Here is a 12,683-nt window from a genome sequence, read left to right as displayed (position 1 = left end):
CCCGCGTGACCGCACCCCAAGCGGACCTGTCTGGGTGGTCGGTGAAACCGTTCACCGGCGCCGGCTACACCCATGACGTCTACCGCAACGGCGCCGGCCCGGGGGTGGTGCTGATTCCCGAGGTGCCTGGGATCCATCCCGGTGTGCTGGCCCTGGGTAATCATCTGGTGGATAACGGGTTCACCGTCGCCATTCCGTCGCTGTTCGGTGAGCCAGGCAAGCCGGCGTCGGCCGGCTACACCATCGCCACCATCGCGCGCGCTTGTGTGGCAAGGGAATTCGCGGCGTTTGCGACCAACAAGCAGCGGCCGGTGTCGCTGTTTCTGCGCGCGCTGGCTCGTGACGTTAACGCGTCAACACCGGGCAAGGGCGTCGGCGTGATCGGCCAATGCTTCACTGGTGGCTTCGCGCTGGCGGCCGCAGTTGACGACAGTGTGCTGGCGCCGGTGCTCAGTCAGCCGTCGCTACCCATCCCGCTGACCGCCGCGGGCCGCAGCGATCCCGGGTTGAGCCAATCCGAGCTGACCATTGTCGCCGACCGCTGTGCCAACGAAGGCTTGTGCGCCATGGGCCTGCGGTTTAGTGCGGATAAGATGTCGCCGCGCGAACGGTTTACGACGCTCAAGCAGCGGCTCGGAGACGCGTTCGAGGTGATCGAGATCGACTCGCACCCGGGCAACGCACACGGTTTCGGCCGGACGGCGCACTCGGTGCTGACCGACGAGATCCGCGAAGTTGACGGCCAGCCAGCTTACGAGGCCCGTAAGCGGGTGGTTGAGTTCCTCACCCAGGCTCTGACTTAAGCCGAAGATTCGCACTGCTTGAAGTTTCGATGCCGGTGCAGCGCTACTCGGGCGGCGGGGTGGCGACGAGGGACGCCAAATGCGGCTTGGCCGCCGCCTTGATCTGTTCGAATAGCTCTGTGTAATAAGGCAGGCATTCGATCATGGCCTGCTCGGTCGTGAACAGCGGCCGATATCCCAGATCCTTGTGCGCCTTCGCGATGGAGAAGTAGTTGTCGAGGTAAACTCGTTCCACCGCAACGGGTTCCAGCGGTGGCTTCGGTAGCCCGAAGCGGAAGTACAGCCGCTGCCACACCGCCATCACGTCGCGCACCAGCCGGCCGGAGACCCGCATCCGCGGCCAATTTTCACCACACGCCTTGATGATCGGCTCCGCGAAGTCGAAGAAGTTTGTCGGCTCGCCGTCGTTGATGAAGTAGGCTTGTCCAGGTGCGGTGCCGCCCGGGACCAGGTGCTCGGCAGCCAAGATGAAGCCGTGAACCAGGTTGTGCACGTAGGAGTTGTCCAGTTTGGCGTTCTTACTGCCGATGAGTACCTTGACATGACCGGAGACGATGCTTTCGAATGCCTTGCGGAACATGGTCTGGTCGCCGCGACCCCAGATGCTGCTGGGCCGGATCGAACATGTCAGCATGCCCCGACCATCCGGGACGCCGTTCTGTGAGAGCACGAATTTTTCGGCGACCACTTTGGTTTCGGTGTAGAGGTCGTTGAACCGCTCGGTGTAGGGCAGTGTTTCGTCGCCGTCGGTGATGGGCGTGCCGCCCATCACCACACTGTTGGATGCGGTGTAGACGAATCGTTTGACTCCGGACTTTTGTCCCGCGCGGACCAGGTTTTCGGTACCGCCCACGTTGACTGCGTAGCTGCGCTGTCGATACTCGTCGGTCACCGAAGCGCCGCCCATCAGCTCGATGATCGCCGCGGTGTGAAAGACCGTGTCGATGCCGTCCATCGCTGTGGTGCAGATCGTCGCGTCGGTGATGTCACCGTGCAGTACCTCCAGCTGCGGGTGCTGCGGCAGCGGCGACGGGGCGCGGTCGAAGGAGCGTACCCGGTATCCGCGGTCTAGCAAGGTGGTCACCAGATTGGCGCCGACGAAGCCCGAACCGCCGGTGACCAGGATGCGACCGAGTTCGGTCGTCAACGATGCGTCACCCATGCCGCGAAGCATCACTGACACGTGTTTCAGTTGAAAGAAAACTGGTCCTTATTTCGGTTGTCATCAGGCTTCCTCGGCCTCGCTAGCGGCGAGGGTGTCGGCGACTCGCTGGCGAGCGCCAGCTAAGTGTTCATCGCATCTTTTAGCGAGTTGTTCACCCCTTTCCCAGAGTTTCAGCGACGCATCAAGATCCAGCCCACCCTGCTCTAAGAGTCGCACAACGTCGATCAGCTCGTCTCGGCAAGCTTCATAGCCAAGTTGACTAATGGGTGTAGTTGAGCGGGTCTTGCCGCTATCGTCCTCAGGGACCATCGGCCCGTCCTTCACTAATCGCCACTATGGCGCCATCAGAAACCCGCACCCGCAGCCTGGTGCCTGCGGGTGCGTCATCGACCGACCGCAGCACTGCCGCAGGACCGGTCTGCGCCCCGTCTTCGAGGCTTTGCACAATGGCATAGCCGCGGGCCAATGTGGCCGCCGGACCCAGCGTGGCCAGCCGGGCGGTCAGATGACCGACCCGCTCGGCCTCGGCGGTGACCAGTCGGGTGATGTCGCGACGCAGCGCCGAGCGGGCGCGGTGTATTTCTTCGGTGCGCGTCGTCAGTGCCCTGAGTGGGTCGGCCAATGCTGGGCGGCTGCGTAGTTGGGCCAGCGCCCGTTGTTCGCGGGATACCCAATTGCGGAGTGCCTGCGCACTGCGCCGCTGTAAGTCATCGATCAGCCGCTGCTCGGCAGCGGTGTCCGGGACGACCTTCTTGGCGGCGTCGGTGGGTGTGGCGGCGCGCAGATCGGCGACCAGATCGCACAGCGGGTTGTCGGGTTCGTGACCGACTGCGCTGACCACCGGCGTGCGGCACGCCGCGATCGCCCGGCACAGCGTCTCATCGGAAAACGGCAGCAGGTCCTCGACGCTGCCGCCGCCGCGGGCCACCACGATCACCTCGACATCAACGTCGCGATCCAGTTCGCGCAACGCCTCGACGATCTGGCCGACAGCGTTGGGCCCCTGGACAGCGGTGTTGCGAACAGCGAAACGCACCGCAGGCCAGCGCGCGCTGGCCACGGTCGTCACATCGCGTTCGGCAGCGCTGGCCCGGCCAGTGATGAGCCCGATCACGTTGGGCAGGAAGGGGATCGGCCGCTTAAGTCGCGGGTCAAAGAGCCCCTCAGCGTCCAACAGCCGGCGTAGCCGATCGATGCGTGCCAGCAGCTCTCCGACGCCAACTGCGCGAATCTCGCTGAGACGCAAAGAAAATGTGCCGCGCCCGGTGTAGAACGAGGGCTTGCCGCATACCACTACCTGAATGCCTTCGACCAGTTTCACCGGCGCGCGTAGCACCAAGTCGCGCGAACAGGTCACGGTCAGCGACATGTCGGCCGCCGGGTCACGCAACACCATGAACACGGTCTTGGTGTCGGGCCGCATGGTGATCTGCGCCAATTGTCCCTCTACCCAGACGGTGCCCAGCTTGTCGATCCATCCCGCGACCCGGATCGCCACCGCGCGAACCGGGAACGGGTTCTCAGCCGAGTTTGCCTGCGAACTGGTCCTCGAGTTCACCGAGTCAGCCGGCACCGCTTCCGTCACTTCGCAGTCGCGCGGGTGATCCTGTTGGCGAGCAGCGTCTGGAACGGAGCACGGGCCTTGGTGGCCTGCTCGTAAGCCAGCAGGGCTTCGAGCTCGTCGAGATCCAGCGATTGCAGCCTGGCCCGCAGCTGGGCCAGCGTCAGCGCCGGATAGTCGAGATCGGCTGCGACCGCCGGTGCGGGAACTGTCGGCTTAGCCGCCGTCTTCTTCGCTTGCCTAGTGGGCATCGACTGGGTCAACGGATTGGTGGCCTCAGGCTCAGATGAGTCGGACACCGAGTACAAGGCGAATCGTCCCTCGGATCGGCGATCGATGTCGATGACATCGACTCCGGGCAATGGGGCGGGGGTTGCGTCGACCGTGTCAGTCACGTCCTCATCAAACGTTGCCCATTCCGGTTGCTCGCTTTTCGGTGGAAACAGCGTCTCTAGGGTGCCGTCGCCCTTAGTCACCAGCTCAGCCAGGTTCTGCTGAAATCTCATCACAATGTGTGCCGCCTGACTGGCCAACGTCATGGGGCACATCAGGACGGTTCGCGGCAACTTCAATGTCTCTTCGACAGCGACTGTCGCCGCGCCGACCAAAAGCCGAACCCCATACGGTGCAGTAGCCATACGTCCAAGATTGCCTCAACCGACGGCCAACTCCAAGCTGCGGGTCGCCACTCATGAAGCCAGTGGCGATCGCAAGCGCGGCGGGGCCGGGTGCAGCGGGTCGCCGCTCATCAGGCCTAGGTGCCGTCGAGGTCGGCAGAAAGTACCCTGAAGGGCATGCCGCCGACTGTCAACATGGGAATTCCCGGTGCTTCGAGGTCGGTAGTTGAAAACCCAACGCGCAAACGGGTACTGCTGGCCGAACCGCGTGGCTACTGCGCAGGGGTGGATCGTGCCGTCGAAACGGTCGAGCGGGCACTGCAGAAGTACGGCTCCCCCGTCTACGTGCGCCACGAGATCGTGCACAACCGGCACGTGGTCGAGACCTTGGAAAAGGCCGGCGCGGTTTTCGTCGAGGAGACCGACCACGTTCCCGAGGGCGCCATCGTGGTTTTCTCCGCACACGGGGTCGCACCAACGGTGTATGCGGCCGCGGCCGAACGGAACCTGCGGACCATCGACGCCACCTGTCCGCTCGTCACCAAGGTGCACAACGAGGTCAAGCGGTTCGCGCGTAACGACTACGACATCCTGCTGATCGGCCATGAGGGCCACGAAGAAGTCGTCGGAACCGCCGGGGAGGCGCCCACGCACGTGCAGCTGGTCGACGGGCTGGCCGCCGTGCAGCAGGTAGCGGTCCGCGACGAGAACAAGGTGGTCTGGTTATCGCAGACCACGCTGTCGGTGGACGAGACCATGGAGATCGTCGAGCGGTTACGACAGCGCTTCCCGAAGCTGCAGGACCCGCCCAGCGACGACATTTGTTATGCGACCCAGAACCGGCAGGTCGCGGTCAAGGCGATGGCGCCCGAATGCGAGCTGGTCATCGTCGTCGGGTCTCGAAATTCCTCGAATTCGGTGCGGCTGGTCGAGGTGGCAGTGGGCGGCGGGGCCGGGGCCGCGTACCTGGTCGACTGGGCCGACGATATCGACCCGGCGTGGCTGGCCGGTGTCACGACGGTGGGTGTCACCTCGGGGGCATCTGTCCCCGAGATACTGGTGCAAGGTGTGCTGACGTGGCTGGCTGAACGCGGCTACGACGTGGTTCAGTCGGTGACGACGGCCAACGAGACACTGGTGTTTGCGCTGCCCCGGGAGATCCGGTCCTCGCACTAAGCGACCGGACTCAGACGTCGAATTCCCAGGATTCAGCCGCGGGTCGGCGGGGTGCCTGCGATCGCCGGCGGTCGGCACGAGGTTCGTCTCGAGCGGCTGACCCGCGATAGCGGACCTGCGAGATCGGGTGATGTGTCGGGTTGACGCCGCCTGCCCCGGGCGGCGTGGCCCGACGGCGCGGCTGCTCGTAGCGTTCGTAGGGCGGCTGCCCGTACCCAGTGAAGTGCTCGGGTGGCCCGGGCTGCTCGTACCTCCCGTACGGCTCCAAGCGGCTGCTGCGGCTGGCCGGCCGCTCGTAGGGGCTGCTACGGCGCCCGTAAGCGTCTCGACGGATTTCTCGTGGCGGCTGGCCGTGCAGCTCTCGAGCACTTGGTGGCGGGGGGCGGCGACGCGACCGACGGGGTGGCTGGTCGGCGTCAAAGTCGCGGGCTTGCGCCGAGCCGCGGCGGCTTGAGTGTCGCCGCGGCTCGACCGATGGGTCGCCGGTGTCCTCCACCGGACGTCGAGCATGTCTGGAGTGGGTTCGGGTGGGGCGCTGGGCGGACCGACCTTCCCGGGCCGCTCGCCGGGTTCTGGGGGGACGGTCTGAATGCATCCGCTGCGAGCCGGCGGAGTCCTCGTCGGCTCGATAGTCCTGGTCGTTGGAGTCGATGCGGAGAATCGAGTTCAGTACCGCAGTGATGCCGCTGATCAAAGAGTTTGGCTTGCTGACGGTGCCAGCCGTGTCGTCGTCGCTGTTTGATGATGCGGTCGTCCGGTGCGTCAGCCCAAAGAACCACCTGGCCAGGCCGATCAGCAGCACGCTGCCGGCGGTACCCAACATCAGCGGGAAACGCTCGATAAGGGGATAGCCGCAGTTGATCAGGAGGTCTTTGAGGCTGCCGATCTTGCCGCCGTGGAACAGCCAGTAGGCGCCAGGCACCGCGCAGAACAGGATCAGCGGCGGTTGAATGACCGCGGTGAACAGGCCCGACTGCCGCACCGCCAGCACTGCTGCAACACACCCCGTAAAGTAGAAGCCGGCGAAGACGGCAGTCAGGTCCGTATTGCCCGCGTCGATTGCGTACCCGATGGCCGACGCGGCCGTGGCGATAAGCAGGGCTGCCCACCACGGCACACCTGGGATATTGGGGAGGATCGAGCGGTGGGTAGGCTCCACCGTTGACCGAGCCCGCTGTGTCGACACATGTTGACCGTACCGGCAATGGGCCGAAAGGCCCGTAAATACCTAGTCGCGGCCCCTGGTGTGCCACGCATTTCACACTCAGGTGTTCTATCTCGGCCGGGGCCCCGACCATTATCCGGCTGAGCTCTAGACTTGGTTCCCTGTGAGCTTGAGTCTGGGAATCGTGGGTCTGCCCAACGTCGGCAAGTCGACATTGTTCAACGCGTTGACCCGGAACAATGTGGTGGCTGCCAACTATCCGTTCGCAACGATCGAACCGAACGAGGGCGTCGTTTCGCTGCCTGATCCGCGGCTGGCCAAACTGGCTGAGCTGTTCGGATCGGAGCGCATCGTGGCGGCCCCGGTGACCTTCGTCGACATCGCCGGCCTGGTCAAGGGTGCGTCCGAGGGGGCCGGGCTCGGTAACAAGTTTCTGGCCCATATCCGCGAATGCGACGCCATCTGCCAGGTGGTTCGGGTGTTCTCCGACGACGACATCACACATGTCACCGGCCGGGTGGATCCGCAATCCGATATCGAGGTCATCGATACCGAGTTGATCCTGGCCGACCTGCAAACCCTGGAGCGGGCCCTGCCGCGGCTGGAGAAAGAAGCTCGCAACAACAAGGAACGCAAACCTAGCTACGACGCGGCAATCAGCGCACAACAGGTATTAGATGGCGGGACGACGTTATTCGCCGCCGGTTTTGACGGATCGGCGCTGCGGGAGCTGAACCTGCTGACCAGCAAACCGTTCCTCTACGTTTTCAACGCCGACGAGGCTGTGCTGACCGACGCCGCGCGGGTAGCTGAGCTGCGCCAGCTCGTCGCGCCCGCGGATGCGGTGTTCTTGGACGCCGCCATTGAGTCCGAGCTGGCTGAACTCGATGACGAGTCGGCCGCCGAGCTGCTGGAGTCGATCGGGCAGACCGAGCGGGGGCTCGATGCGCTGGCCCGGGCCGGTTTCCACACGCTGGCGCTGCAGACTTTTCTGACGGTGGGCCCCAAGGAGGCACGGGCATGGACCATCCATCAGGGCGACACCGCGCCGAAGGCCGCCGGGGTGATCCACACCGACTTTGAGAAGGGCTTCATCAAAGCCGAGATCGTGTCGTATGACGACCTGATCGCCGCCGGGTCCATGGCGGCTGCCAAGGCGGCCGGCAAGGTCCGGATGGAAGGCAAGGACTACGTGATGGCCGACGGCGACGTGGTGGAGTTCCGGTTCAACGTGTAACTCGATTGCGCTTCAATGTCTCCAGCAACGGCAGAGCGATTTCGACGCGAAACGCTAGAATTCTGTATATGGATAATCTTCCCCTGCCGAGGTTCGTGCGAATCTGTCGCGCCTCGTGGAGGAAGCGGTGCGGACCCACGCCCGGATCGAGGTCACTCGCCAAGGCCGACGAGTGGCAGTCATCTTGAGTGCTGAGGACTATGACTCGATCATCGAGACTCTGGCGATACTCGGCGACCAGGCATTGGTAGATGACCTCCGACAGGCTGAAACCGAGGCGAACCGGGGCGAGTTGTACTCGCTGGAAGACGTCACCGCGGACATGCGGGCCCGCGGCCGGCTTCCCGTGTGACGTACGAGATCCGACTCACCAGGTCGGCTCGTAAAAGCACTGACAGAAATGCTTCCCAAGTCGGTGGCGGTTGCTTGCTGGGAGTTTATCCAGGGTCCGCTCGCTCAGGATCCGTTCCGGGCGGGCCAGCCGTTGGGCGAACGGGAACAAGCGCGGCTGGGACGTCGGAGTGGACGTTTTTCCGACCTTGCCTGGTATGGCTCGACCGGCAACCGACCACGACGAACTCCCGATTCAACGGGTGAAGACGCAGTTCAGCGACTGTTCTCGCGGTCGTCGACGCTAGATAGCAGCCGACGGCTTTCCTGTACGGCAAGCCAACTGCCGGCTTTCATGGAACACTCCCTTGGCGTGAGCACAGAACCTCGGTGGACCGAAGCCCAAAGGGTTGCCACCCTCGCGGCGATCGACATTGTGAAGACGTTCTTCAAGGCGGACCGAGACGCCGCGGGCGCCAAGATCAACGAGTATCTAAGGCAGATCGGCAGCGAGGGCGTCATCGCGGGTTACAACGGCCTTTGCGGGATGCTCGTCAAGCACGTTGCCGAAGTGACCGGCGAGGATCCTATGGCGGTCGTCTATCGGGCCGAGGAGACTGCACGCAACGTGTTGCCGGAAGAGGAAGAGTGATCGGGCGCGCTGTTTGCGTGGGACCTCAAGACCACGCTGCACCTAGGGGTCTCCAAAGCTGGTCAAAGCCGATTGTGCCCACGGTCAGCCGGACATGTTAGCCGCACACGCGGGGCGCTGAAGGCGCGGTACAACGATTTGGCAACATTTGCTGTACACACTGGAATGAAATTCGTTTCAACGTCTATCGCTATGCATGATTATTTTGCTGTACCCCCCGGTAAACGCCATTATGCAATTCACTGTGACGCCGGACACAAATTTTGATTTCCTATGGAAAGTGTTGATAGCGTCCCGGCGCATGATTGCTCTCGCTGCGCTGTGGTCGCTTATCAATCAGGTCTCCGGGACTCCCTACATTCCGGGTGGGGATTCTCCCGCCGGGACCGACTGTTCGGGACTGGTTTCGTGGATATCGAATGCAGCGACTGACCGGCCGATATTCGGAGATAGATTCAATACCGGGAATGAGGAAGCCGCTTTGGTACAACGGGGCTTTCACTATGGAACTGCTCCGAACGCTTTGGTGATTGGCTGGAATGGTCGCCATACCGCGCTGACCTTGCCGGATGGGACTGCAGTATCCAGCGGTGAACACGGCGGTGTACATATCGGTGGCGGCGGCGCCTACCAGGCCCAGTTCACCCATCACATGTATCTGCCGATGTCGCCCGACCAGGGCGCCGGCGCGTTGCCGCCCGATCTGATGCCGTGATCTGACATATCGAGCAAATCTTTCCGCGACTTGGATCACAATTATTGGGGTTTCTCATCGGCTTACGGCTGATAACCGAAGTCCTGGCGGCGTCTTAGATCCATTTGTGGGACATATTACTCTGGCCGTCACGTGCGTCGGTAACCGATTGACACGGCATCGCGACAAATTTGCTGCAGGCAGGAGAACATTCGACGAACACTGCCCGGTAGCAGATTTGACCCGATAACCACGTATCCTGGTCCTGCCCGCAAAGATAATCGCGCAGGCGGGCGCAATGGGAGCTGCGAGCATAACGGGGGCTGGCAATGATCTTCATCGTCGTCAAGTTCGAAACCAAACCTGAGTGGAGCGACCGCTGGCCGGATGTAGTCGCGTCATTCACCGCTGCCACCCGTGCCGAAGCGGGCAACCTGTGGTTCGAGTGGTCCCGCAGCCTGGACAACCCGGCAGAGTACATTCTGGTGGAAGCTTTCCGTGACGGTGATGCGGGCAGCCTCCACGTCAACAGCGATCACTTCAAGCAGGCGATGCGCGAGTTGCCGCAGGCGCTGACGTCGACGCCCAAGATCATCAGCCAGACGATCGAGGCGACGGGATGGTCGGCAATGGGGGAGATGTCGGTCGATTAACCGCTGACAATCGCGATTTCATCACCCAGCCGATAACCCGGTGCCAGCGGAAGTGTGTCACCGCTCCAGAACGAGCCCGGGTCGAACCAGTTCGAGTCCTTGTCCGTGACAAGCAATCCCATGTCCTGATAGGTGATCGCCACGGTTTCCGCGCAATATGCCGTCTCTAGACCTATGGTGCGCCGTTGGTCCCGACGCCGCTGCGTCTTCGCCCGAATCTTCCCGTCCAGCAACGGAAGTCCCCGCGTCCAGTCGTTGAGGGTTGGGACCCGGCCGCGCAGCCAGCGGCCGGTCAACCGTACGGTAGTCGGAAACGCGGTGCCGTCCATCCGCGCGATCACGCGCAGTAGTTCATTTTCCTGTTGACGGCTGGCGTATGGCGTCAGCTGGCGCAGCCAGCACCGCTGGTGGTAGCGCTGGGTCCACTGCAAGACAGCTTGCCGCAGATCGTTGAGCTGGACGCCGCGGTGGTTGGTTCCGGTCCACATGTCGACGAGCTTGTCGCCCAGTTCGGCATGCCAGATCAATGGCGGCAAGTCGTCAATGGCCACCGCCATGCCGACGTGGTTCACCGGACTATTCGTCAATGTCTGGATGGCACGGTCGGGCCGCGAACTGCCTCGAAATAGCCAGAGGTCCCCGGTCCGGGTTTCGTTGAGCGCTTGGTCCAGGGTGAGTGTGCTCGAGTCCACATCAGCACGATAGGCGCAGCTAGCCTGTTGTCATGCGTAGCATTTGGAAGTGGATCGGGCTGGCCGGTGTTGCCGGCGTCGTCGCTGGCGGCGTGCTGGTAGTGCGCGATCAACGGAAACGACGTGCCTACACGGCCGACGAAATCCGGGCTCGGCTGCATCAGCGGCTGGCTGAATCCGAGGCGGAGGGTTCTCAACCCAAATCGGGGTCGGCCGCCGTTTCGACGGCAAACAAGCGATAGTCACCGGAAGCGCGCCGCACGGCTACCGATTCGCACTCGAACTCCGTTGTACTGCTTACGCTTTGTCTTGTTATCGAGCGCGTAGCGGACGTCGATACCATGAATCTGTCGCTGTAATCCTTTGTCACATGTCCGGCTCGCCGCGGCAAGGCCGCCTCAATGCATGTGGGCCATCAGGTTGTCGGGCCTAGGGGCAATGTCTAGGGTTAAGTTCGGCCACCGCAGGTAGTGAGTTTCACGTGAGCCGACTAGGTGACTTTCGGGAGGTGCGGCCTTGGCCGACGACGGTGGTAGTTCCGCAGATCTGCTAGTGATATTCGGAATTACCGGCGACCTGGCCCGCAAGATGACGTTCCGGGCGTTGTATCGGCTCGAGTCGCGCGGCTTGCTGGATTGCCCAGTTTTGGGTGTGGCCAGTGATGACATGTCAATCGAGCAGTTGGTCGAGCGTGCGCGGGAGGCCATCAGCGAGTCCGGTGAGACGTTCGACGACGCGGTGTTCGACAGACTGGCGGCCCGATTGGACTACCTGTACGGCGACGTTACCGATAGCCAACTCTATGACTCGCTGGCCGAACTGATCGGGTCGGACTACCGACCGCTGTACTACTTGGAAATGCCGCCGGCCTTGTTCGCACCGATTGTGGAGAACCTCGGGAAGGTAGGGCTGCTGCGGCGGGCACGCGTCGCGGTGGAAAAGCCGTTTGGCCACGACCTGGGCTCGGCGCGGGAACTCAATGCTCGGCTGCGTGCGGTGCTCGACGAAGAGCAGATCCTGCGGGTGGACCACTTTTTAGGCAAACAGCCCGTTGTCGAAGTGGAGTACCTGCGGTTCGCCAACCAGGCGCTCGCGCAACTGTGGGACCGCCACAGCATTTCCGAGATCCACCTCACCATGGCCGAGGACTTCGGTGTGGAGGCCCGTGGCAAGTTCTACGACGCGGTCGGCGCTGTGCGTGACGTCGTACAAAACCATCTGCTGCAGGTGCTGGCACTGATCGCGATGGAGCCTCCGGTGGGCCCGAGCGCCGATGACCTGAACGACAAGAAGACCGAGGTGTTCCGCGCGATGCCGGCGCTGGACCCACAGCGTTGCGTACGTGGTCAGTACCGCGGCTATACCGACGTCGCTGGGGTGGCAAAAGATTCACAAACCGAGACTTACGTCGCACTGCGGACCGAGATTGACAACTGGCGGTGGGCCGGAGTGCCGATCTTCCTGCGCGCGGGAAAGGCGTTGCCGGAGAAGGTCACCGAGGTGCGGCTTTTTCTGCGTCATGTTCCCGGGTTGGCTTTCCTGGGCAACCGCCGACCAGCTGAACCCAACCAGATCGTGCTGCGCATCGATCCCGATCCGGGTATGCGTCTGCAGCTATCCGCCCAACTTGGCGACTCGTGGCACGACGTTCACCTCGACTCCTCATTCGCGGTGGACCTCGGTGAACCGGTGCGGCCCTATGAACGGCTTCTCTACGCCGGATTGACCGGTGATCGGCAGCTTTTCGCCCGGGAAGACGGCATCGAAGAGACGTGGCGCATCGTGACACCGCTGCTAGACAACCCGGGCGCAATCCACCCATACGACCGCGGGTCCTGGGGACCCGAGGCTGCGCAGTCACTGCTGCGGGGCCACCGCAGTTGGCAAGAACCTTGGTTCCCGCAGAGCACGCCCACAGCACGGTAAGGAGACCGAAGA

Annotated in this window: 13 protein-coding genes and 2 pseudogenes; 9 read left to right on the top strand and 6 right to left on the bottom strand. The window is 63.0% G+C overall.

Features of this window, described 5'->3' with window-relative positions; all coding sequences use genetic code 11:
• Positions 1-5 precede the first annotated feature (5 nt).
• A complete protein-coding gene (locus tag B586_RS15185; protein WP_054879514.1) occupies positions 6-803 on the top strand; it encodes a dienelactone hydrolase family protein in 798 nt (265 codons plus the stop codon).
• Between the two features lie 43 nt (positions 804-846).
• Here the strand turns inward: B586_RS15185 and B586_RS15180 are convergent, their stop codons facing one another.
• From B586_RS15180 to B586_RS15165, 4 genes are read right to left on the bottom strand one after another with little or no spacing between them, the layout of a single operon-like run.
• A complete protein-coding gene (locus B586_RS15180) occupies positions 847-1,977 on the bottom strand; it encodes a 3-beta-hydroxysteroid dehydrogenase (protein ID WP_054879515.1) in 1,131 nt (376 codons plus the stop codon).
• Positions 1,978-2,028: 51 nt separating this feature from the next.
• The gene (locus B586_RS15175; RefSeq protein WP_054880888.1) at positions 2,029-2,277 is read right to left on the bottom strand and encodes an exodeoxyribonuclease VII small subunit; all 249 of its coding nucleotides are present in this window, start codon (positions 2,275-2,277) and stop codon (positions 2,029-2,031) included.
• Positions 2,267-3,553, bottom strand: coding sequence for an exodeoxyribonuclease VII large subunit (gene xseA / locus B586_RS15170; protein WP_047316029.1), 1,287 nt, complete (start codon positions 3,551-3,553; stop codon positions 2,267-2,269). The genes B586_RS15175 and xseA overlap by 11 nt, the downstream gene beginning before the upstream one ends.
• Positions 3,550-4,167, bottom strand: a complete 618-nt coding sequence (locus B586_RS15165) for a lipid droplet-associated protein (RefSeq protein ID WP_054879516.1) — start codon at positions 4,165-4,167, stop codon at positions 3,550-3,552. The genes xseA and B586_RS15165 overlap by 4 nt, the downstream gene beginning before the upstream one ends.
• Positions 4,168-4,323: 156 nt before the next feature.
• Here B586_RS15165 and B586_RS15160 point away from each other — a divergent pair, with 156 nt between their 5' ends.
• Positions 4,324-5,322: a 4-hydroxy-3-methylbut-2-enyl diphosphate reductase gene (locus B586_RS15160; protein ID WP_047316027.1), complete on the top strand. Its 999-nt coding sequence runs from the start codon at positions 4,324-4,326 to the stop codon at positions 5,320-5,322.
• 10 nt (positions 5,323-5,332) lie between these two features.
• Here the strand turns inward: B586_RS15160 and B586_RS15155 are convergent, their stop codons facing one another.
• On the bottom strand, positions 5,333-6,508 hold the full coding sequence (locus B586_RS15155; protein WP_211141502.1) for a DUF6542 domain-containing protein: 1,176 nt from the start codon (positions 6,506-6,508) through the stop codon (positions 5,333-5,335).
• Positions 6,509-6,650: 142 nt separating this feature from the next.
• Between B586_RS15155 and ychF the strand changes: the two genes are divergently transcribed.
• The 5 genes and pseudogenes from ychF to B586_RS15130 all read left to right on the top strand — a co-directional run bounded on the left by ychF (position 6,651) and on the right by B586_RS15130 (position 10,053).
• On the top strand, positions 6,651-7,724 hold the full coding sequence (gene ychF / locus B586_RS15150; RefSeq protein ID WP_054879518.1) for a redox-regulated ATPase YchF: 1,074 nt from the start codon (positions 6,651-6,653) through the stop codon (positions 7,722-7,724).
• A gap of 94 nt (positions 7,725-7,818) precedes the next feature.
• Positions 7,819-8,076: pseudogene (locus B586_RS15145) on the top strand (type II toxin-antitoxin system Phd/YefM family antitoxin); the annotation flags it as partial.
• Between the two features lie 351 nt (positions 8,077-8,427).
• Positions 8,428-8,706 carry a hypothetical protein gene (locus tag B586_RS15140; RefSeq protein ID WP_231584681.1) on the top strand — a complete coding sequence of 93 codons (279 nt, stop codon included), beginning with the start codon at positions 8,428-8,430 and terminating at the stop codon, positions 8,704-8,706.
• Between the two features lie 244 nt (positions 8,707-8,950).
• A pseudogene (locus tag B586_RS15135) lies at positions 8,951-9,409 on the top strand (hypothetical protein); the annotation flags it as partial.
• Positions 9,410-9,729: 320 nt separating this feature from the next.
• Entirely contained in the window at positions 9,730-10,053 is a 324-nt protein-coding gene (locus tag B586_RS15130; protein ID WP_054879520.1) for a putative quinol monooxygenase, read from the top strand.
• Here the strand turns inward: B586_RS15130 and B586_RS15125 are convergent.
• Complete coding sequence (locus tag B586_RS15125) at positions 10,050-10,745, bottom strand: guanylate cyclase (protein WP_054879521.1); 696 nt, start codon at positions 10,743-10,745, stop codon at positions 10,050-10,052. The genes B586_RS15130 and B586_RS15125 overlap by 4 nt on opposite strands.
• A gap of 32 nt (positions 10,746-10,777) precedes the next feature.
• Between B586_RS15125 and B586_RS15120 the strand changes: the two genes are divergently transcribed.
• Both B586_RS15120 and B586_RS15115 read left to right on the top strand, forming a co-directional pair.
• The gene (locus tag B586_RS15120; protein ID WP_054879522.1) at positions 10,778-10,987 is read left to right on the top strand and encodes a hypothetical protein; all 210 of its coding nucleotides are present in this window, start codon (positions 10,778-10,780) and stop codon (positions 10,985-10,987) included.
• A 274-nt stretch (positions 10,988-11,261) separates the two neighbouring features.
• Positions 11,262-12,671, top strand: a complete 1,410-nt coding sequence (locus B586_RS15115) for a glucose-6-phosphate dehydrogenase (RefSeq protein ID WP_054879523.1) — start codon at positions 11,262-11,264, stop codon at positions 12,669-12,671.
• Positions 12,672-12,683 lie beyond the last annotated feature (12 nt).

The sequence above is a fragment of the Mycobacterium haemophilum DSM 44634 genome (assembly GCF_000340435.2).
GTDB classification, from domain to species: domain Bacteria; phylum Actinomycetota; class Actinomycetes; order Mycobacteriales; family Mycobacteriaceae; genus Mycobacterium; species Mycobacterium haemophilum.
Note: the sequence above shows the minus strand (reverse complement) of the source record. Positions and strands in the feature narration are given on the sequence as shown.

Excerpts from the sequence above, each read along its gene's own strand:
- B586_RS15180 (WP_054879515.1), bottom strand. The coding sequence starts at position 1,977 with ATGCTTCGCGGCATGGGTGACGCATCGTTGACGACCGAACTCGGTCGC.
- B586_RS15175 (WP_054880888.1), bottom strand. The coding sequence starts at position 2,277 with ATGGTCCCTGAGGACGATAGCGGCAAGACCCGCTCAACTACACCCATT.
- B586_RS15165 (WP_054879516.1), bottom strand. The coding sequence starts at position 4,167 with ATGGCTACTGCACCGTATGGGGTTCGGCTTTTGGTCGGCGCGGCGACA.
- B586_RS15160 (WP_047316027.1), top strand. The coding sequence starts at position 4,324 with ATGCCGCCGACTGTCAACATGGGAATTCCCGGTGCTTCGAGGTCGGTA.
- B586_RS15130 (WP_054879520.1), top strand. The coding sequence starts at position 9,730 with ATGATCTTCATCGTCGTCAAGTTCGAAACCAAACCTGAGTGGAGCGAC.
- B586_RS15120 (WP_054879522.1), top strand. The coding sequence starts at position 10,778 with ATGCGTAGCATTTGGAAGTGGATCGGGCTGGCCGGTGTTGCCGGCGTC.